Genomic DNA, 18,443 nt, shown 5'->3' with positions numbered 1-18,443 from the left:
AGTTGTGGGTGATGTTTCAGCGGGTGGTGCCGTCGGCTCCGACGCGGCCGCAAGGTGGCGGTCGGCGGCGGTACGGGGACCGCGAGGTGCTGGCTGCGATCGTGTTCGTGGCCACCTCCGGTTGCACCTGGCGGCAACTACCTGGGGTTTTTGGGCCGTCCGGACCTACGGCGCACCGTCGTCTCACGGAGTGGTCCAAGGCCAGGGTCTGGGCCAAGCTGCACCGCTTGGTGCTCGACGAACTTGGCTCGCGCGGTGACCTGGACTGGTCTCGGTGCGCGATCGACTCGGTGAACATGCGGGCCCTGAAAGGGGGGACCTGACAGGTCCGAATCCTGTGGATCGGGGCAAGAACGGCTCGAAGATCCACTTGATCACCGGCCGCACCGGTTTACCCCTGTCGATCGGGATCTCGGGGGCGAACCTTCACGACAGCCAGGCCCTGGAGCCGCTCGTCCGCGGGATACCGCCGATCCGCTCGCGCCGCGGACCACGCCGCCGCAAGCCTGGAAAGCTGCACGCGGACAAGGCGTACGACAACCGCCACCTGCGGCAATGGCTCCGATCCCGCAACATCACCCCACGGATCGCCCGCAAAGGCATCGAGTCCTCCCAGCGGCTGGGCCGTCACCGATGGACCATCGAACGCACCATGGCGTGGCTCGCCGGCTGCCGCCGACTGCACCGCAGGTACGAACGCACAGCCGAACACTTCCTCGCCTTCACCAGCATCGCCTGCACACTGATCTGCTATCGCAGACTCACCAAATGAGACGACCTCTTAATCGTGCCGTGCCGGCCCCGCCGCACGATCCGCAGCAGGGTCTGCCCCTCATCGTCCGTCAATCGACGGGCGTGCACCGGCTTGGCCATGACAGGACTCCTCCCGAGAGCAGGGCAACACGCCCCGGCGTCTCGCCGCCGAGCCCAGCCGTCACACCCCAACCGGCCGACAGTCACGGACAACGCACCAGTAGGGCTTGGTCAGGTCTGTTGTCCGGTGGGTATGTCGCGGTGGCAGGCGGGGCAGGCGCCGGCCCATGGTCCTTGTGGCAGATGCCCAAACAACCCCCGGCGCCAGGTGCGGCTGTCCTTCCGGGGCTGAGGGCCGAAGCGTGACGACTGTAGGTTTGATGTCCGGCAGCTCCAGACAGGGCAGTCACGTCGCGGAGAGACGATGACCGGGGGTGCGGGCCGCGATCCCGGGGATGTGCCGGGGGCCCTGAACGCGCGACGGGCGCCGCGGGTCTGGGCGTGACATCCTGGTTGATGAAGAGCTTGCACCGCCAAGCCGCGGGCGCCGTTCGACCTTTCCGGCCCTCTTTATCCGGGTGGCCTGCCGCGATGGATGCCCATACGGCTCGAGGGAGGTCTCGACATGAATTCCGTCATCTCGGTGGGCCTCGACGGTTCGCCGACGAGTGTTGCTGCAGCACACTGGGCGGCGCGTGAGGCGCACCTGAGAAATCTTCCGCTGCATATGATGCATGCATGGATAATGCTCAAAGCGGATTCCATTGAAGACGATCAGAACTACTGGTCCCGACGTCTTCTTGATGACACGAGAAAGATGATAGGTGAATTGTATCCGGATTTGCCTGTGTCTGTGGAACTGGCTGCCAAGGACCCCTCGGATGCGCTGCTTGAAGTTTCCGGTAGGTCTACCTTGCTGGCACTGGGATCGAAAGGGATGGGGGCCACGGGGAACTTCTTTTTGGGGGATGCCAGCTATCATGTGATCGGCCATGCCAAGCGGCCAGTGGCACTCTTTCGCGGTGCACATGTCGGCGAGAACGCACCAAAAACGCTCGAAGGTCCCGTAGTCGTCGCCATGAACCCGGATCGTCCTTGTGGCGAGGTGCTGGCGTTCGCCTTTGATTCCGCATCGCTGCACGGCGTGCCCCTTGTCGTGCTGAGCGTCGAAGGCAGGCATGTTCACCTTCACCACAAGACTGACCACGCTGATCCCGCGGCACAGGGCGCATTGGACGATGCGGTGACTCCATGGTGCGAAAAATTTCCGGACGTTGAGGTCACGACGAGAGTCGAGACGGGCAGCCCCGGTCATATCGTGGTGAGCGCAGAGGAAGGTGCCGAGCTACTGGTGATCGGCCGCCATAGCCGCCGAGAGACATCGACATCCCGCCTGGGACCAGTGGGCCACTCGGCGGTCCACCACGCGGTGTGCCCGGTCGCTATCGTTCCCTACGCCTGATCTGGACGTGAGACCCCGACCTGTTCGGGCGGGACTCCGAACCCCGGCCGGCCGATCTGGTCCGCGGTGAATCGACACCGACGGGGACGACCCCCGGCGCCAGGTGTGGTTGTCGGTCTTGGGCTGACCTGGCTGCTTCGGGGTGGGATGGCGCGGCCAGAGCGCTAGCATCCCCGCATGTCGGAGACTCCCGCGCAGCGCCTGCTGCGAAACGATCCACGAACCGTGCGGGTGGCTGCGCATGAGGCCGCGCAGCTGCCGGTACTTGCAGCGGAGGCTCTGCTGCGGGTCCTTGCGGACGGGGAGACGGTTCTGGCCGTGTACCGCGACGGCTGGGGATACGCCGCGCTGACGGGGAACGGCGTCATCCTGCTTCCGGGCATGGCGGGGGGCGGGGGGATCCGGGTGTACCAGCCGCTGGGGATCGTTCGTGGTGCGCAGGGCGTGTTCGGTTCCGTCACGATCCTTGTCGACGGGAAGCGGCACCGGCTGTGGGGCTCGAAGCTCGACCCGAAGGGGCGGCTTCTCGAATCCGCGGGGGAGCTTCTGCCTTCCGGCTTCTCCGCGCCTCCCGGGCGCGGTGCGCGGTCCCGGGCGTGGGTGCGTCAGCACCCTGTACTGACGTTCCTCGTGGTGGCCCTGCTGATCGTCCTCCGGACGGGCGTGAACGGTCTTGCGAACGCGGGGTCCGCTGATGAGGAGAAGGCCGCCCCGCGGGCGCGCGTGGAGTATGCCGTGGCCGTCCCCGCGTTCCAAGGGTTCTCGCTGCGGGAGGCAAAGGCGACGGCCGGTGCCCAGCCGTGGGTGCACGTCTCGGCGGCCGACGCGTCGTCCGCCTTCCGGACGGTGACGGGCACCGAGGCGGGGTGGCGGGTCTGCTTCCAGATACCCGCTCGGGGCGAGACGGCCCTTCCGTCCCTCACCACGCTGACGCTCTATGCGGTGCCGGACCGGGAGACGTGCCCGGAGCAGCTGTTCGGCGCAGGCCGGATCGTGATGCCGGATCTCGTCGGCGAACGGTTCGACGCCGCCGCGGGCGTCCTGGGCGATCTCGGCCTCGCCCGCACGGTCCTCTTCCACGCCCTTACCGGCAGGCGACTGGACGGCGGAGCGAGCGACCATGCCACGTGGCAGGTGTGCCGGCAGCAGCCGGGGGCCGGTGCCGAGGTCTCGACGAGGGCGCAGGTCTCCTTGTGGCTGATCGGCTCCGGCGACCCGTGCACCGCACCCAGTCCCAGTGCCGGCAGCGCCGGTCCCGAGCCGAAGCCGCAGCCGAAACCGAAGCCCCAAGCCGATCCCGCGCCCTCGTACGGCACTTCGGGGGGAGGCGGCGGCAGCAGCCGGGGCGGCGTCCGGTTCGGGCAGTTCTGCTCTCCCGTCGGAGGCACCGCGACGACCGCCGACGGGCGCCCCGCCAAGTGCTACATGGGCAAGGACGGTCGCGCCCGCTGGAGCTACTACTCGGGATGACGGATGCGGTCCGACCGATGGTGCACGACTTGCCTTGGAGGACCCATAAGGCTGCCTTATGAGGTCATAGGTCGAACCCGACTACTGAGTTAGGTTTGCCTTAGTTTAGGCTTCCCGGGAGTCCGCGTGCCACCGCTCGAAGGGAACCTGATCATGCTTCGCCCTGTGCGGGTAGCAATAGTCGGAGCCGGCCCCGCCGGGATCTACGCCGCCGACGCGCTGCTGAAGTCCCCGGCGGCCGTCACGCCCGGTGTCTCCATCGACCTGTTCGAGCGGATGCCGGCGCCGTTCGGCCTGATCCGCTACGGCGTCGCCCCCGACCACCCGCGGATCAAGGGCATCGTCACGGCCCTGCACCAGGTGCTCGACAAGCCGCAAGTCCGCCTCTTCGGCAACGTGGACTATCCGAACGACATCAGCCTGGACGATCTGCGGACGTTCTACGACGCGGTGATCTTCTCCACGGGAGCGACCGCGGACCGGGCGCTCGACATCCCCGGCAGCGACCTCGACGGCTCGTACGGCGCGGCGGACTTCGTCTCCTGGTACGACGGGCACCCGGACGTACCGCGCAGTTGGCCGCTCGATGCGGAGAAGGTCGCCGTCCTCGGTGTCGGCAACGTCGCACTCGACGTGGCGCGCATCCTCGCCAAGACCGCGGACGAGCTGCTGTCGACCGAGATCCCGCCGAACGTGCACGAGGGCCTCAAGGCCAACAAGGCGCTGGAGGTGCACGTCTTCGGCCGCCGTGGTCCGGCGCAGGCGAAGTTCAGCCCGATGGAACTGCGGGAGCTGGACCACTCCCCGAACATCGAGGTCATCGTCAACCCCGAGGACATCGACTACGACGACGGCTCGATCGCGACCCGGCGCGGCAACAAGCAGGCCGACATGGTGGCCAAGACGCTGGAGAACTGGGCGATCCGTGACGTCGGCGAGCGCCCGCACAAGCTGTTCCTGCACTTCTTCGAGTCGCCCGCGGAGATCCTCGGCGAGGACGGGAAGGTGGTCGGCCTGCGCACCGAGCGCACCGCCCTCGACGGCACCGGCAACGTCAAGGGCACCGGCACCTTCAAGGACTGGGACGTCAGCGCGGTCTACCGCGCGGTGGGGTACCTGTCCGACGAGCTGCCCAAGCTGCCCTGGGACGTCGCGTCGGGCACGGTGCCGGACCAGGGCGGCCGGGTGATCGAGGAGACTGGCGAGCACCTGCGGTCGACCTACGTCACCGGATGGATCCGGCGCGGTCCCGTGGGGCTGATCGGCCACACCAAGGGCGACGCCAACGAGACGGTCGCCAGTCTGCTGGACGACCACGCGAACGGGCGGCTGCACACACCCGCGTCGCCCGCCCCGGAGGACGTGGACGCGTTCCTCGGCGAGCGGAACGTCCGCTTCACCACGTGGGAGGGCTGGTACCGGCTGGACGCCGCGGAGAAGGCGCTGGGCGAACCGCAGGGCCGTGAGCGCGTGAAGATCGTCGAACGCGAGGAGATGCTGGACGCCAGCGGCGCGTAAGACCCGCACGCCCGCAGGACGCGGAGGGACGGTCCGGGCTCGTGCCCGGTCCGTCCCTCCGCGTGGGTGGCGGGAATCGTCACAAGCCTGTCCCTGCCGCCATCCCGGCATCCGGCGGGCGATCCACGACGCGGAGGTCGTCGGGCGGTTCGCCGCGGCCGCCCGGCGTGCGGACCGGATCGCCCAGGTCTCCTCGGGGATCGACATGGCACTCGCCCTCGTCGGGCGGATCGCCGGTCGGACCACCGCCGAGGCGATCCAGCTGATGATCGAGTACGACCCGCAGCCGCCCTTCGACGCCGGTTCGCTCGCGAAGGCGCCGCGGGCCGCCAAGGACCTCCTCAAGGCGGGCCTCAACCGGTAGGACCGGCGCCCCGGACGCCACCGGCAGCCGCGGCGCCCCTCCCCACCGCCTCGACCAGCGGCAGCACCCGGTGCGGGACCCGCACCCGCAACGCCACCTCGGTGCGGGTGCGGACCACCCCGGGGGTGCTGATCAGGCGCTGGACGACGTCCTCCAGGTGCGCGTTGTCGCGGGCGACGACGCGGGTCAGCAGATCGCCGCCGCCGGTGACGGAGACCGCCTCGATGATCTCGGGCACGGCGGCCAGCGCGTCACCGACGTCGTCCAAATGCCCCTGGGTCACCTCGATGTGCACGAAGGCGAGCACCGGGTGGCCGAGCGCGGCGGGCGACAGCCGCGGACCGAAGCCGGTGATCACTCCGTCGCGCTCCAGCCGGTCGATCCTGGCCTGGAGCGTGCCGCGGGCCACGCCCAGGACGCGGGCGTACTCCCGCACGCTGGTGCGCGGCTGTTCCAGCATCAGCCGCAGGATGCGGGCGTCCAGCGCGTCGACGGCCATGGGCCACTGGTCTCCTTCTGGTCGGTGGATACGGCTTTTCACTGTACCAATGGCTCATAGCTGGCCGCTCGATTTGAGCCATTGCCCCTGATGATGTTTTCCTTGGCGTGACGATGGCGTTGCGGTCCTCCGCAACGCCTTCGCTGTGTCTGTCCGTCGATCGAACGACGCTGAGCAAGGGGCGGGAACCACCGACGTGAAGAGGATGTTCATCGCTCCGGACCCGGGGCGCGTGCGGCTGCGCACCGCGTCCCGCGCGGTCCTGGGCATCGGGACGGCCGTCACCTCCGCCCTCCTGGCCGGGCTCCCGATGCCGGCCGTGGCGGCCGGCGGGCTCGCCGCGCTGCTCGCGCTCTTCGTCGTCACGGACGCCCGGGTCGGCCGGCAGGCGGTCACCACCGCGCTGATGCCCGTCGTGGGCCTCCCGGTCCTCGTCGCCGCCGCCTGGCTGCACGGCGTCCCGTACGCCCGTGACGCGGTCTTCGTGGCCGTGGTCTTCGCCGGCGTCTACGCCCGCCGCTGGGGGCCGCGCGGGCACGCGCTCGGCGTGTTCGCGTTCATGATGTTCTTCATCTCCCAGTTCCTGCACGCCGCCCCGGCCGCGCTCCCCGAGCTGTGCGCGGCCGTCGGTCTGGGGCTCGGCTCCGCCGCGCTCGTCCGCTTCGGCCTCTGGTGCTACGAGCGCCGGACCCTCCCGCCGGCCGTCGTCGCGCTGCCGCAGGCGCGCGGGCTGCGCAGGACCACCACCCGCCAGGCCTTCCAGGCCGCCGCCGCGTCCGGCTGCGCCCTCGCGCTCGGTCAGGCGCTCTCCGAGGACCGCTGGTACTGGGCGGTCGGCACCGCGTGGTGGATCTTCGTCAACACCGCCCACCGGGGAGAGACGCTGGTCCGCGGGTTCCGCCGGGTGCTGGGCACCGTGACGGGCATCGCGGCCGGTCTGGCGCTGGCCCTGCCGCTGCACGGCGCAGGGGCGCCGACCGCGCTGCTGCTCGCGGTCTGCGTCTTCGGGATCTTCTACACCGCGCCCGTGTCGTACAGCTGGATGATGTTCTTCGTCACCGTCATGGCGGGCTCGCTCTACGGCCTGCTGGGCATCCTCCACCCCGGTCTGCTGTGGCTGCGTCTCGAGGAGACCGCCGTCGGGGCGCTCGCCGCGGCACTGGCCGTGGCCGTCGTCCTGCCGATCAGCACGCACTCCGCCACCGACGCCTGGATCCGGCACGCGCTGCACGGCGTGCGCGACTTCACCACCCAGGCCGCGCACCACCTGGCCGGCGGCCCCGGCGAGGACCTCGCGCAGCGGGCGAGGGAACTCGACGTCGTACTGGGCCGGGTCAGGACCACCGTCGCCCCGCTCGTCCACCCCTTCAGCCCGCTACGGGCCCGCAGGGCTCGGGCGCGCCAGGTGCTGGCGCTGCTGGACGAGTGCGCGGACCGGGTACGGGGCCTCGCCGCCGTGGTGGCCGACCCGGACGCCGGTCACGACGAGCGGCTGCTCGCCGCCTGCCGTCGCGTCGAGGAGGCCGTCACCCGCCTCGTGGCCCCGGGCGTGCCGCACGTCCCGGCACCGCTCACCGTGGCCGCCGAGGCCGCTGAGCACCCGCACGCGGAACACGCGCTGGCGCACCTGCACGCACTGGAAGGGGCGCTCATCGAACTGGTCGCACCCCTTCGTGCGACTCCGCGCGCCCCTTTGGCCGCCTGACCTGCGACGTGGACGCGGGGACCAGGTCCGAGGCATGTGCATCGGCCACGAACAGGATGGATCAGCCACTCCTCGGGTAAGACCCTGCGCATCGGAATTCCGCGGGCCGCAGCGGGATGCGGTCCGGGAGCCGGACACCTTGGGGAGCGCGCGGCGTGCTGAACTTTTTACGAAGGACCGACGTCGGGGCGCGTCAGGAACGGACAGCGGAGGCGACCGCCCCACGCCCGGTGGTGCGACCTCCGGAGCAGCGGGGAGCGCAGAGCGAGGTCTGGCCGCTGGCCAGGGAGTTCCTGCGGCAGTTGCACCGCGAGGAGGCCGACGCCGACGGTCTCGACGCCCGCCTGACGCGGGTGCGGGCCGAGATCGACGCCACCGGCACCTACCGGCACACGAGACAGGAACTGGTCTTCGGCGCCCGGGTCGCCTGGCGCAACAACAACCGCTGCATAGGGCGGCTGTACTGGAACTCCCTGCGGATCCGCGACCGGCGCCGGATCTCCGACGCCGCCGGGGTCGCCGAGGAGTCGGCCGCCCATCTGCGCGCGGCGTCCAACGGCGGTCGGATCCGGCCGGTCATCACCGTCTTCGCGCCCGACGCACCGGGCCTGCCCGGACCCCGGATCCACAACGAGCAGCTGATCAGGTACGCGGGCTACCGGCGCGCGGACGGCGGGGTGACGGGCGATCCGCGCAACGTCGGCCTCACCGACGCGGCCGAGCGGCTGGGCTGGCCGCGCGGACCGGGCACCGCCTTCGACGTCCTCCCGCTGATCGTGCAGGGCCGCGGCGAGGCGCCGCGTCTGTTCACCCTTCCGGCCGACGCGCTCTTCGAGATCCCGATCGTCCACCCGGAACTGGAGTGGCTCGCCGAATGGGGACTGCGCTGGCACGCGGTCCCGGCGATCTCCGACATGAGCCTGGAGATCGGCGGGATCCGCTACCCGGCAGCGCCCTTCAACGGCTGGTACATGGGCACCGAGATCGGGGCCCGCAACCTCGCCGACACCGACCGCTACAACCTGCTGCCGCGGTTCGCCCGGCGGTTGGGCCTGGACACCAGCAGCGACCGGTCGCTGTGGAAGGACCGCGCCCTGGTCGAACTCAACCGGGCCGTCCTGCACTCCTTCGACCGGGCCGGCGCCACCGTCACCGACCACCACACCGAGTCCCGGCGCTTCCTCGCCCACGTCGACCGCGAGGAGAGCAAGGGGCGCAGCGTGCCGGCCGACTGGTCGTGGATCGTGCCGCCGATCTCCGGCTCGGCCACGGAGGTGTTCCACCGCTACTACGCGACGGGGGACCGCACCCCGGCGTACGTGCACCGCTCCGCCACGCCCCGGACGGACCCCGGCACGTGTCCCAGGACGGCGCCCGCGTAGCCCCGCCCGCGCGGCCGGCCGCGCCGCCCACTAATGTCACCGCAGCACACGTAGCTGGAGCGACAGGAGCAGTGGTGGCGGCGCACGCATACATCGGATCGTTCACGTCGGCGGGCGGCCACGGTCTCACCACGGCCGCCGTCGACCCCGGGACCGGTGCGCTCACCGTGCTGGGGTCGGCGGCTGAGGTGGCCGACCCGTCCTTCCTGGCACTCTCCGCCGACCGCGAGGTGCTGTACGCGGTGAGCGAGACGCGGGAGGGCGGCGTCGCCGCCTTCTCGCTGGCGGACCCCACCGCGCCGCGGCAGTCCGGCCGCACCGTGCCGGTACGCGGCAGCGCGCCCACGCACCTGTGCCTGCACGGAGGGCACCTGTTCACCGCCAACTACACGTCGGGCGGCGTCAGCGTCCTGGCCCTCGACGCGGCGGGCGGACTCGACGCGGTGCGCAGCGTGCTGGAGCACGAGGGTGAGGGGCCGGACCAGGACCGCCAGACCGGTCCGCACGCCCATATGGTCCTGCCGGACCCCTCGGGCCGCTGGCTGCTCAGTGTCGACCTCGGCACCGACTCGGTGCGGGTGTGCGAGCTGGACGCGGCCACCGGTGTGCTGGAGATCGAGCGGGAGCTGGGGCTGCGCTCCGGGGCCGGGCCGCGGCACATGACCTTCCACCCGCGCGGCGACCGGGCGTACGTGATGAACGAGCTGCGGTCCGTCGTCACCGTCTGCCGGTGGGACGCGGCTGTCGGATCGCTGCGGCCGGTGACGGAGGTGTCGGTGCTGCCCGAGGGCGCGGCCGGCCCGGAGGAGCCCAACTACCCGTCGGAGCTGGTCGTCTCGCCCGACGGCCGCTTCGCCTGGGCGGCCAACCGCGGCCACAACAGCATCGCCGTGCTCTCCCTCGACGCGTCGGGGGAGAGCACGGAGCTGCTGGACACCGTCCCCTGCGGCGGGGACTGGCCGCGCCACCTCACCGCCGACCCGTCAGGCCGCCGGCTGTACGCGGCCAACGAGCGGTCCGGCGACGTGACCTGGTTCGACATCGACCAGGAGACCGGTATTCCCCAGCAGGCCGGCTCGGTGGACGTGCCGGCCGCGTCCTGCGTGCTGCTGCGCTGAGCGGTTCCGAACGAAAGACGGTGCGGGCGGCGCGGAAAGCGCCGCCCGCACCGTCTTTTCGGAACGTCAGTGCACCGGGGCGCCCTGCGGGGCGATACCGAGCGCGGTCGTGTATTTGGCGACCACGAGCTTGCCGACCGCCGGGTAGGGGCCGAGCGCGTCCGCGCCGGCGCAGCCCGCCTCCTCGGCGGCGGAGTGCAGCAGCTGGGCGGCGACCTCGGGACCGATCAGGCACGGTGCGAGGGCGAGGTTGGTGGAGCCGGAGGACCGCAACTGCTCGGCGGCGCGGGCGATCGACCCGTCCACGTCCAGCGCCGCGGCCAGGACCGGCACCGCGAGGCGGGCCGCGAGCAGCAGACCGGTGACACCGGCCGCCTGGACGGCCTCCTCGCCGCCCACGGTGGCCAGGATGATGCCGTCGGCCGCCGTCGCCACGGTGAAGAGCCGGGCGCGGTCGGCGCGGGCCAGACCGGCCTCGGAGAGCCGCACGTGCAGCGCCTCGGCGAGCAGCGGGTGCGGGCCGAGGACGTCGGTCACCTCGGTGCCGCAGCGGCTGTCCGTCACGGCCTGGCGTATCCGGCGGACCACCGAGGCGTCGGGCCCGGCCAGCAGCGGGACCACGACAGCGGCGGGGGAGTCGTCGGCGCGGTCGGCGGCGGCCTGCGTCAGCACGGCCTCCAGCGTCGGGAACTCGGTGTCGTCCCCTTCGAGGTAGCCGATGCGCGGGTCGAGGCCCGACAGCTCGGAACGGGCGATGCTCAGGACCTCTTCCGCCAGGCTGCGCACGGCGGGGGTCGGGGTGCCGGGAACAGCGAGAACCAGCACCGGCGCGCCCTCGGGCGCGGCCAGGGGCTCCGGTCGGCGGTGGCGTCCCGGCTGGCGGGGACGCGGCATTCGAACGGGGAGGCCGGGTGCGGGGCCAGTGGCAGTGCTCATGGCGTCGCATGCTAATGCCTCGTGGTGCGCGGGTGTTCGGGTGGGTACGTCCTAGGGGGGACCTGTCCCGATCCGTCCGAATTTCCTTCACGTTTGGTCACATTTGGTTGTGCGGATGCACGTGCATCCGGATGTGCAGCAATGCCGGGTCCTCCGGCAGCGACAGCGCGCCCGAGGCGAGCGCCCCGGCGATGCGCAGGGCTCCGAGCAGTGGATCTCCATCGGCGGGCACGAACTCCGCCTCGGGGAACACCTCGGGAGCCAGCTCGCGCAGCGGTCCCAGTAGCGGCTCGCCCATCGTGAACAGACCACCGGTCAGTGCGGTCCGGCAGGAGCCGGTGCCGGCGGCTCCGGCGGTCGGACGGACGGCCGCGGCCGTCTCCAGGATGTGCCGTGCGGCCTGGCGCAGGATGTCCGCCGCCACCGGGTCGGCGGCCGCGCAGCGGGCCACCGCGGGGGCGAACGAGGCGAGTACGGCCGGACGGTCGGGCCGCGGGTACAGCTGTGCCGGCAGGTCGTCGACCGGGCCGAAGAGCGCTTCCGCACGTTCCAGGAGCGCGGCGGAGCCGCCCGCCCGGCCGTCGTGGGCGCGCAGGGCGGCCTCCAGCCCGGCGCGGCCGATCCAGGCGCCGCCGCCGGCGTCGCCGAGGAGATGGCCCCAACCGTCGGCGCGGCGCCAGCCGGAGCCGTCGAGCCCGGTGCCGAGGGCGATCATGCCGGTGCCCGCGGCGACCACGACGCCGGGGCGCATGCCGAGGGCGCCCGCGTAGGCCGTCACGGCGTCCGCCGCGAGCGCGAGCGACCGCACCCCGAAGGCCTCGCGCAGCGCACCGGGCAGCGCGGCGCGCAGGTCGTCGCCGAGGGTGGCCATGCCGGCGGCGCCGACCGCGGCGGCGGCGAGCGTCTCCGTGCCCGCCGCCCGCATCAACTCACGGGCGGCGGGGAGTACCTCGTCGAGCAGGCTGCCGGCGTCGATTCCCCGCTCGCCGACCACGGCGGGCCGTTTCGAGGAGGCCGGCGCGGACCTGGCGGTGCCGTCGGCGCGGGCCAGTGCCACCCGCACCCCGGAGCCGCCGGAGTCCACACCGAGGACCCAACCGCCGGAAGCGGCCATCGGGTCAGCCGAGCCCGCGGGAGTCCTGCTTGAGCGCGGTGTCCACCGTGAGCGCGGAGGCGACCACCATGCTCAGCAGCGGCTCGGAGAGCGGCCGGTGGATCTGCAGGACGTAGTTGTCCGCCGTGGTGAACATGGTCTTGGCCAGGCCCTCCCACGTCTTGGTGATGCGGGCGACCTCGGTCTCGGTGTGGTCGACGATCGCGAAGTTCCAGGCGCGCCAGTTCTCGGCCTTGATGGCGCCGATCTTCTGCCCGTTGACCTCGAACGAGAAGTTGATCTTACCGATGGCGTTCTGCTGGACGATCTCGCCGAGCGTCTGTCCGTCCGGACGCTGCACGATCACCTTGGACTTGATGAACTTCGCCGGGCGGGTGAGCAGCAGTTGCGGCTGCCCGTGGGCGTCGCGCACCTCCAGCTTGACCGAGAGGAACTGGTCCACGCTGGAGACGAAGCGCAGTACCTTGCGCGCCGTGCTCTGGCCGACCTGGCTCACCGAGCCCAGCGAACGGCCCTGCTGGTCGAAGACGCTGTACTCGTTGTTCAACTCGATGAGCTTGGCCTTCTGGTTCACCACCAGGATCGGCTCGCTGAACAGGGTGCCGCCGCCACCGCCGGTCGGCGCGACGCCCGCCTGGTGCTGCACCTGGCGCTGCACCTTGGACGGGTCGTGGCCGCCGTCGACGTTCAGCTCCCAGGCGTTGTTCGCCGGCTGTTGCGGCACCTGGCCCGCCTGGCCGGTGTTCGTGTGCTCGGTCCACTGGGATCCGTCCCAGTAGCGGAGCAGGTTCGGGGTGCCTTGCGGGTCCGCGTACCAGCCCGCAGGAGTATTCGAATGCGTGGTCACCCGGGCAGCGTACAGTCCGGGTCCGTCAGGGCAGGCGCCAGTCCACAGGATCGGCTCCGAGTCCTGTCAGCAGGGCGTTGGCCCGGCTGAACGGCCGGGAGCCGAAGAAACCGCGGTCCGCCGACATCGGTGACGGGTGGGCCGCTTCGAGCGCGGGCAGGTCGCCGAGGAGCGGGCGCAGATTGCGGGCGTCACGGCCCCACAGGATTGACACCAGCGGGGTGCGGCGCGCCACCAGCGCCCGGATGGCCTGCTCGGTGATGGCTTCCCAGCCCTTGCCGCGGTGTGCCGCGGGCTTGCGGGGCGCCGTCGTGAGCGCCCTGTTGAGCAGCAGCACGCCCTGGCGTGTCCACGGCGTCAGGTCTCCGTCGGACGGCCGGGGCACGCCGAGGTCGGTGCCGAGCTCCCGGTAGATGTTCTCCAGGCTGCCGGGCAGCGGGCGCACGTCCGGGGCCACGGAGAAGCTCAGCCCCACCGCGTGACCGGGCGTCGGGTACGGGTCCTGACCCACGATCAGCACCCGCACCTCGTCGAACGGCTGCTGGAACGCGCGCAGCACGTTGGCCCCGGACGGAAGGTAGGTGCGCCCCTGGGCGATCTCGGCGCGCAGGAAGTCTCCCATCGCGCCGATCTGCCCGGCTACCGGCTCCAGGGCCTTCGCCCAGCCGGCCTCGACGATTTCGTTCAACGGTCGCGCTGTCACGATCCGTCACTCTAGTGGCTCAACCGAGGACGGCCGCACGCACGCAGAGGACGTCGGGCAGATGGGAGACGGCGAGCTGCCAGCTGTCGCCCTCGTCCGCGCTGGCGTACACCTCGCCGTTGCGGTTGCCGAAGTACACGCCTGCCGGATCCGCGTCGTCCAGACACAGCGCGTCCCGCAGCACGGCGCCGTAGTGCGGCTCCTGCGGCAGCCCCTCGGACAGCGGGGCCCACGTCCCGCCCGCGTCCTCGGTCCTGAAGACCCGACAGCGGAGGTCGGGCGGCAGTCGGTGGGCGTCCGCGGTGAGCGGGAAGACGTAGGCGACGCCGCCGCGGCGCGGATGGGTGGCGATGGTGAAGCCGAAGTCGGCGGGCAGGCCGGCGTCGATCGCCGACCACTTCGCACCCGCGTCGTCACTGCGGTAGACCCCGCCGTGGTTCTGCAGGTAGAGCCGGTCCGGGTCCTCGGCGTCCTGCGCGATCTTGTGCACGCACTGGCCGAACTCCGGGAACCGGTCGGGCTGGAAGGTGCACTGCACCCCGGTGTTGGACGGTGTCCAGCTCGCCCCGCCGTCCAGCGAGCGGTAGACCCCGCCGGTGGACACCGCGACGGTCACCGCGTCGGCGTTGCGCGGATCCGTCACCACGGTGTGCACCGCCTGGCCGCCGAACCCCGCGTTCCACTCGGCCCGTTGCGGGTGCTCCCACAGGCTGCGGACGAAGGCGAAACTCTCCCCGCCGTCCTCGGAGCGGAACAGCGCGCCCGGCTGGGTGCCCGCGTACACCACGTCGGGAGCGGCGGGCCCGGCCGGATGCAGCTGCCACACGCGCTCCAGGGACGTGCCGGTGTCCGCGGGGAATTTCACGGCGGGCCTGGCGGGCTCGTGCCAGCTCGCCCCCAGGTCGTCGGAGCGGAAGACCGAGGGCCCCCAGTGCGAGCTGTCCGCCCCGACCAGCAGGCGGGGGGCGTCGCGGCGGGTGTCGATGCCGATGGAGTACACCGCCTGCATGGGGAAGTGCGGGCCGCTGAACTCCCACCCCCCGCGGCCGTTCCCGCGCCCGAGGAACAGGCCCTTCTGAGTGCCCACCGCGAGCAGTACGTCGTTCATGGCACGCCGCCTCCAGGATGGAATGTGTCCGACGTCACAGATTCAACACCCCGCCACTGACAATGGCCCCCGCGCCGCGTCCCGCGCCCCCTTCCCGGGCTTCGGTGATCTACCGGGCGATCCATCCCGGCGATCTACCGAACGGGCCCGCGTCGTGCGCATCGACCGCACCGGAAAGGCCGCCCTGGCAACGGGGTCGACGCGGGGCATCGGGGCGGTCATCGCGACCGGGCCGGCGCGCGCCGGGGCCTGCCCGAGGAGACAGCCAACATGGTCGTCTACCTCGGCTCGCCGCAGGCGTCCGCCACCACCGGCGGCGCGCTCCGGGTCGGCGGCGGCTCCGTGGACCCGGTCGTCCCGTAGCGCCGCCCCAGCCCCCGAGCCGCTTCGGCGCAGCTCTCAGATTGCCCATCCGTACTGGTCGGGGACACGGGAGTCCGCGCCCAGTTCCCGCGCCGCGCGCAGCGCCCAGTGCGGGTCGCGCAGCAGTTCGCGGCCGAGCAGGACGGCGTCCGCGCGGCCGGTTGCGACGATCTCCTCGGCCTGTGCGGCATCGGTGATCATGCCGACCGCGGCCACCGGCAGGTCGGTCTCGGTCCTGACCCGCTCGGCGAAGGACACCTGGTAGCCGGGGCCGGTCGGGATCCGGGCCTTGGGGACGTTGCCGCCGGTCGAGACGTCGAGCAGGTCGACGCCGTGGGAGCGCAGCTCCTTCGCCAGTCGGACGGTCTCGTCGGCGGTCCAGCCCTCGCCCTCGCCGTTCTCCGTCAGCCAGTCGGTCGCGGAGACCCGGAAGAAGACCGGCAGGTCCGCCGGCCACACCGCGCGCACCGCGTCGACGACCTCCAGCGCGAGGCGGATCCGGTTCTCGAAGCTGCCGCCGTACTCGTCGGTGCGGTGGTTGCTGTGCGGGGAGAGGAACTCGTGGATCAGGTAGCCGTGGGCGCCGTGCACCTCGACGACCTGGAAGCCGGCCGCGAGCGCCCGCCGGGCCGAGTCCGCGAACGCGGCGATGATCTCCGCGATCTGCCCGGTCGTCAGCTCCCGGGGTACGGAGTACCCGTCGGCGAACGGCGCTGGGCTCGGGCCGGCGGGCTGCCAGCCGTGGTCCTCCGTGCCGACGGGGCCGCCGCCGCGCCAGGGCCGGTCCGTCGATGCTTTCCGACCGGCATGGGCGAGCTGGATCCCGGGGACGGTCCCCTGCTCCTTGAGGAAGGTGGTGATGCGGCCGAACGCCTCCTGCTGCCGGTCGTTCCACAGGCCGAGGTCGGCCGGGCTGATCCGGCCCTCCGGGCTGACGGCCGTCGCCTCGGTGAGGATCAGGCCGGTGCCGCCGGTCGCCCGTGCGGCGAGGTGCGCGAAGTGCCAGTCCTGCGGCACGCCCTGCTCCGGGCCGTCGACCGGTGCGCTGTATTGGCACATCGGCGCCATCCACACGCGGTTCGGGATCGTCAGGGACCGCAGGGTGTAGGGCTCGAACAGTGCGCTCACGACGCTCTCCTCGTCATAGTCGTGGGGGTCGCCGGATCGCTTCACCGGCCGCCTTCTACGATAGGCATCGTACTACGGTTGATGTCAAACTACGAGAGGCCTCGTACTATGGAGCCATGACACCGCAGACCGCCCCCACCGTCCGCGCGTTGGAGCACCCGGAGCGCGCGGCCATCCGCCTCGAGGGCGTGCTGCACGCGCTCTCCGACCCCATGCGACTGCACGTGGTGCACACCCTGGCCGTCGCCGAGACGGAGCTGGCCTGCTCCGAGGTCGTGCTGCCGGTCAGCAAGTCCACCACCACGCACCACTTCCGGGTGCTGCGCGAGGCCGGTGTCATCGAGCAGAACTACCGGGGCACGTCCAAGATGAGCGGCCTGCGCCGCGAGGATCTGGACGCGCTCTTCCCCGGTCTCCTGGACACCGTGCTGGCCGCGCTCGACGGGCAGTGCGCGCGGCTCGGCGGGGGCCCGGCCGCCCACCGGTGAAGAAAGCCGATCACCGGTGAAGAAAGCCGATCACCGGTGAGGAAAGCCGCCCACCGCTGAGGAAAGCCGCCCACCGCTGAGGAAAGCCGCCCACCGCTGAGGACGACGGAAGGCTCAGCCGGCCGGCCGCGCGGCGGCCAGTAGCCGCTCCCAGGCCTGGATCTTGACGGTGCCCCGGTCGAGCGACCGGCCGAGCGCCATCTCTGCGGCCTCGATCGACAACCAGCCCGGCCACGCCACCGGATCTCCGCCGCCCGACCGCAGCGCCTCCAGCGGATCGCGGGGAAGTGATCTGGCCAGCAGCCGCGGCGCGTCCTCGAGGAGCGCCGCCACGGTCTGCTTGGCGCAGGGCCGGTTGGTGCCGATCACCCCGGTCGGCCCGCGCTTGATCCACCCGGCGACGTACTCGCCGGGTGACGGCACCCCGTCCCGCAGCACCCGACCGCCGTCGTTCGGCACCACCGCCTGCCGCTCGTCGAACGGCAGGCCCGGCAGCGGCACGCCCTGGTACCCCACCGACCGCAGAACGAGCTGCGCCCCGATCTCCTCCAGCTGCCCCGTCCCGCGCACGCCGCCGAGCCCGTCGGGGACCGTCCGCTCGAAACGGACGCCCGACACCCGCCCGTCGCCGAGGAGTTCGGCCGGGCGCAGGAAGAACCGCAGGTGGATCCGGCGCGGCCGGCCCTGCGGGACCCGCGTCGTCCACTCCCGCAGCACCTCGACATTGCGCCGGGCCGCGGTCGACAGCCCGGAGGGATCGGCGTACCCGGGATCGAGTGCCAACTCGTCGGCGTGCACGATGACATCGGCGCCGGACAGTCCGCCCAGCTCGCGCAGCTCCTTGGTGGTGAACTTCGCCTGCGAGGGACCGCGCCGCCCCACCATGTGCACATCGGTGACCTGGCTGGAGTCCAGGGCCGTGAGCGCCGACTGCGGGATGTCGGTGTGCCGCAACTCGTCCGCGCCGCGCGCCAGGACGCGGGCCACGTCGACCGCGACATTGCCGACCCCGATCACCACGGCGGACCGGGCGAGCAGCGCGAACCCCTCCGGCGGCTCGTCCGGATGGGCGCTGTACCAGGAGACGAACCGGGTGGCGGAGTAACTGCCGGGCAGATCCTCGCCCGGGACGCCCAGCCGCCGGTCGGCGGCGGCGCCGAAGCAGTAGACCACCGCGTGGTACAGCTCGCCGAGTTGCTCCGGGCCGAGCCCGGGGCCCACCTCGACGTTGCCGAGGAAGCGCACCCGCGGGTCCTCCAGCACCTGCCGCAGATTGCCCTGCAGAGACTTGATCTTCTCGTGGTCCGGCGCCACTCCGTAGCGCACCAGGCCGTACGGGCACGGCAGCCGGTCGAGGACGTCCACCGCCACATCGGGCACGGAGGTCTGCCGGGTGAGCGCCTCGGCCACGTACACACCACTGGGACCTGAACCGACTACTGCGACACGAAGCACAAGCTGGCTCCTTCCGCCTACGCCCAGCAT

General features: G+C 71.8%; 16 protein-coding genes and 2 pseudogenes. 10 read left to right on the top strand and 8 right to left on the bottom strand.

Annotation, left to right across the window (positions count from 1 at the left end):
* The first annotated feature begins 11 nt into the window (after positions 1–11).
* From M2266_RS05865 to M2266_RS05845, 5 genes and pseudogenes are all read left to right on the top strand, one after another.
* A protein-coding gene (locus tag M2266_RS05865) for an IS5 family transposase (RefSeq protein ID WP_277441082.1) occupies positions 12–772 on the top strand; the annotation gives its coding sequence in 2 pieces (ribosomal slippage) (positions 12–321 and positions 321–772; 762 coding nt in all).
* Between the two features lie 606 nt (positions 773–1,378).
* Positions 1,379–2,215: a universal stress protein gene (locus M2266_RS05860; protein WP_277437172.1), complete on the top strand. Its 837-nt coding sequence runs from the start codon at positions 1,379–1,381 to the stop codon at positions 2,213–2,215.
* A 177-nt stretch (positions 2,216–2,392) separates the two neighbouring features.
* On the top strand, positions 2,393–3,685 hold the full coding sequence (locus M2266_RS05855; RefSeq protein ID WP_277437171.1) for a hypothetical protein: 1,293 nt from the start codon (positions 2,393–2,395) through the stop codon (positions 3,683–3,685).
* A 153-nt stretch (positions 3,686–3,838) separates the two neighbouring features.
* Positions 3,839–5,203, top strand: a complete 1,365-nt coding sequence (locus M2266_RS05850) for an FAD-dependent oxidoreductase (protein WP_277437170.1) — start codon at positions 3,839–3,841, stop codon at positions 5,201–5,203.
* A gap of 181 nt (positions 5,204–5,384) precedes the next feature.
* Positions 5,385–5,567: pseudogene (locus M2266_RS05845) on the top strand (DJ-1/PfpI family protein); the annotation flags it as partial.
* Here the strand turns inward: M2266_RS05845 and M2266_RS05840 are convergent.
* Positions 5,557–6,066 (bottom strand): Lrp/AsnC family transcriptional regulator, encoded by a 510-nt coding sequence (locus M2266_RS05840; protein ID WP_277437169.1) that lies wholly within the window; start codon positions 6,064–6,066, stop codon positions 5,557–5,559. The pseudogene M2266_RS05845 and the gene M2266_RS05840 sit on opposite strands and share 11 nt — an antisense overlap.
* A gap of 205 nt (positions 6,067–6,271) precedes the next feature.
* Here M2266_RS05840 and M2266_RS05835 point away from each other — a divergent pair, with 205 nt between their 5' ends.
* From M2266_RS05835 to M2266_RS05825, 3 genes are all read left to right on the top strand, one after another.
* Positions 6,272–7,771, top strand: coding sequence for an FUSC family protein (locus M2266_RS05835; protein ID WP_277441081.1), 1,500 nt, complete (start codon positions 6,272–6,274; stop codon positions 7,769–7,771).
* 233 nt (positions 7,772–8,004) lie between these two features.
* Positions 8,005–9,153 carry a nitric oxide synthase oxygenase gene (locus M2266_RS05830; RefSeq protein WP_277441080.1) on the top strand — a complete coding sequence of 383 codons (1,149 nt, stop codon included), beginning with the start codon at positions 8,005–8,007 and terminating at the stop codon, positions 9,151–9,153.
* Between the two features lie 74 nt (positions 9,154–9,227).
* Entirely contained in the window at positions 9,228–10,271 is a 1,044-nt protein-coding gene (locus M2266_RS05825; protein ID WP_277437168.1) for a lactonase family protein, read from the top strand.
* 66 nt (positions 10,272–10,337) lie between these two features.
* Here M2266_RS05825 and M2266_RS05820 read toward each other — a convergent pair whose 3' ends face one another.
* The 5 genes from M2266_RS05820 to M2266_RS05800 form a co-directional block, all read right to left on the bottom strand.
* The gene (locus tag M2266_RS05820) at positions 10,338–11,207 is read right to left on the bottom strand and encodes a hypothetical protein (RefSeq protein ID WP_277437167.1); all 870 of its coding nucleotides are present in this window, start codon (positions 11,205–11,207) and stop codon (positions 10,338–10,340) included.
* A gap of 97 nt (positions 11,208–11,304) precedes the next feature.
* Positions 11,305–12,321, bottom strand: a complete 1,017-nt coding sequence (locus M2266_RS05815) for a BadF/BadG/BcrA/BcrD ATPase family protein (protein ID WP_277437166.1) — start codon at positions 12,319–12,321, stop codon at positions 11,305–11,307.
* A gap of 4 nt (positions 12,322–12,325) precedes the next feature.
* Positions 12,326–13,168, bottom strand: a complete 843-nt coding sequence (locus tag M2266_RS05810; protein WP_277437165.1) for a phospholipid scramblase-related protein — start codon at positions 13,166–13,168, stop codon at positions 12,326–12,328.
* A 25-nt stretch (positions 13,169–13,193) separates the two neighbouring features.
* On the bottom strand, positions 13,194–13,871 hold the full coding sequence (locus M2266_RS05805) for a uracil-DNA glycosylase (protein WP_277437164.1): 678 nt from the start codon (positions 13,869–13,871) through the stop codon (positions 13,194–13,196).
* A gap of 19 nt (positions 13,872–13,890) precedes the next feature.
* Positions 13,891–14,979 (bottom strand): sialidase family protein, encoded by a 1,089-nt coding sequence (locus M2266_RS05800; protein ID WP_277437163.1) that lies wholly within the window; start codon positions 14,977–14,979, stop codon positions 13,891–13,893.
* A gap of 219 nt (positions 14,980–15,198) precedes the next feature.
* Between M2266_RS05800 and M2266_RS05795 the strand changes: the two are divergent.
* A pseudogene (locus M2266_RS05795) lies at positions 15,199–15,342 on the top strand (oxidoreductase); the annotation flags it as partial.
* A gap of 36 nt (positions 15,343–15,378) precedes the next feature.
* On the opposite strand, the gene M2266_RS05790 reads toward M2266_RS05795, so the two are convergent.
* Positions 15,379–16,470: an NADH:flavin oxidoreductase/NADH oxidase gene (locus M2266_RS05790; protein ID WP_277437162.1), complete on the bottom strand. Its 1,092-nt coding sequence runs from the start codon at positions 16,468–16,470 to the stop codon at positions 15,379–15,381.
* A gap of 116 nt (positions 16,471–16,586) precedes the next feature.
* On the opposite strand from M2266_RS05790, the gene M2266_RS05785 reads away from it, so the two are divergent.
* Positions 16,587–16,958, top strand: a complete 372-nt coding sequence (locus M2266_RS05785) for a helix-turn-helix domain-containing protein (RefSeq protein WP_277437161.1) — start codon at positions 16,587–16,589, stop codon at positions 16,956–16,958.
* 114 nt (positions 16,959–17,072) lie between these two features.
* On the opposite strand, the gene M2266_RS05780 is transcribed toward M2266_RS05785, so the two are convergent.
* Entirely contained in the window at positions 17,073–18,413 is a 1,341-nt protein-coding gene (locus M2266_RS05780) for an FAD-dependent oxidoreductase (RefSeq protein ID WP_277437160.1), read from the bottom strand.
* Positions 18,414–18,443 lie beyond the last annotated feature (30 nt).

This window comes from Streptomyces sp. SPB162 (genome assembly GCF_029504575.1).
Lineage (GTDB): Bacteria > Actinomycetota > Actinomycetes > Streptomycetales > Streptomycetaceae > Actinacidiphila.
This window is presented reverse-complemented; position numbering and strand designations above follow the sequence as displayed.